Annotated in this window: 2 protein-coding genes; both read right to left on the minus strand. The window is 74.8% G+C overall.

The window, feature by feature from the left end; genetic code table 11:
- Positions 1-1,481, minus strand: a 1,481-nt coding sequence (mnmC2, locus tag QQJ79_RS15290; protein ID WP_284223787.1) for a tRNA (5-methylaminomethyl-2-thiouridine)(34)-methyltransferase MnmC2, incomplete at its 3' end; no start/stop codon positions are given.
- A gap of 84 nt (positions 1,482-1,565) precedes the next feature.
- Positions 1,566-1,749 (minus strand): hypothetical protein (locus QQJ79_RS15295; protein WP_284223788.1); only part of this gene is annotated, 184 nt, incomplete at its 5' end.

Below are 1,749 nucleotides of genomic sequence, written 5' to 3' on the forward strand. Positions count from 1 at the left end.
CCGGCCTCGTCCGACGGCCCGCCTCCGGTTTCGCCCCGATCATGCGTCGCGCCGAACAGCAGGCCGGAGCCCGTCGGCGCCGCATAGCCGCCCCAGGCGACGGCGCCGGCGTCGACGCCGTCCACCCAGTTCGCCTGACCCCGGACCGGCGCCAGCGCCAGGCCGGGGACCAGTCCCGCCGTTCCCCAGCCCGCCGCGACCACCACGACCTCGGCCTCAAGGATCACAGCCCCGGCCTCATCCAGCAGCCGCCAACCGCCTCCGACGGACTCGATACGCCCGACCGTCGCCGTGATCCGGTCAGCCTCGCCCAGCCACGCTTCGAGCACCGGAGCAGGCCGGATCGCCAGGGCGTCGCGCATCCACAGGCCGCCGCATTCGACGGGCTCCCCCAGACGGGCGGCGAAGGCGGCGGCGTCCCGAATCTCCATCGCCCCGTCCGCCCAGACCGGCTGACCCGCGACCTTGGCGAACCGCCCGGCGTCGCGCGGGGTCTGTTCAAGCTGCAGCACGCCCGTCTCGACCACGGCGCCGGGTATGGCGGCGTAGAGTCCCGTCCGGGTCAAAGCCTGGGCGTAGAGGGCGGCGATGTCCCGGTCGCCGGCGTCAAACCGGGGCGTGACCAGGGCCGCGGGAAAGCCGGAGCCTCCGGCGCCGGGGCGCACCGCCTCGACGACCACAGCCCGCACGCCCAGCGCCGCGAACGCCCGGGCCAGCGCCGCCCCAGCGATCCCGGCCCCGATCACAGCGACCGATGGAGCCCGACATGGCGCGGGGACCGCCTCGGGCAGACGCGCTTCCAGCCGTTCGCGCTTGCGGCCGTGGCCGGGCCGTTTGTCGACGGCGAAACCCCGCTCGGCCAATCCGCGGCGCACAGCCCCGGCGACGGTGAAGGTCGCGACCCGCGCGCCCGGCGCCGACCGGGCGGCGATCCCGTCCAGCACGGCGTCCGACCACATGTCAGGATTGGTCGAGGGCGCGAAACCGTCGAGGAACCAGGCGTCGGCCCGTCCCGTCCACTGGGACAGGGCCCAGCCGACGTCGCCCACCGAGAGGTCGAGCGTCGCCTTGAACCCGGGCAGGTCGAGACGATGAAACCCCGGCGTCGCCTCCGGCCACGCATCCAGCAGCGCCCGGGCCGCATCGGCCAGTTCGGGCCAGGCCCCCAGGGCGCGCGCCGCCTCGTCGCGGCTCAGCGGGAAGCCCTCCACCGAGAACAGGCTCAATCGACAGTCAACCGGGCCCTCGCGTCGCCACAGGTCCAGCAGGGCCGCGATGTTCAACCCCGTGCCGAACCCCAGCTCGGCCACGCAGAAGCGGCGGCGGCCCTCCCAGGCCGCCGGCAGACCGCAACCGGCGAGGAAGACCGCGCGGGCCTCGGCCAGCCCGTCCTGCTGCGAGAAATAGACATCTCCGAACCGCCCCGAGCGCGGCGAACCATCCTCGGTCCAGATCAGGCGGGGCGCGCGGTCTTCAGCCATTCGCCACGGCCTATACAGCTCAGGCCGCCGCGCAACGAAAAAGGGCCGCCCATGCGGGCGGCCCCCTGTCCTTGCCGTCCATGCCTACTGCGGGGCCGGCGGATTCAACCTGCGCTCGGTCTCGGTGACATTGTTGCCCGCCGTGTCGCCGGGCTGGGCCGCCGGGGTCATGGCTCCCCCGGAGACCGTGCCGCCGGTCGCCGGATCCATGGTCTCGCCGGAGGTCGCGCCCTCGCCGGCGGCGCCGCCGCCCGCGGCGCAGGGCGGG

Origin of the sequence: Brevundimonas denitrificans (assembly GCF_030160755.1) — a bacterium.
GTDB lineage: Bacteria > Pseudomonadota > Alphaproteobacteria > Caulobacterales > Caulobacteraceae > Brevundimonas > Brevundimonas denitrificans.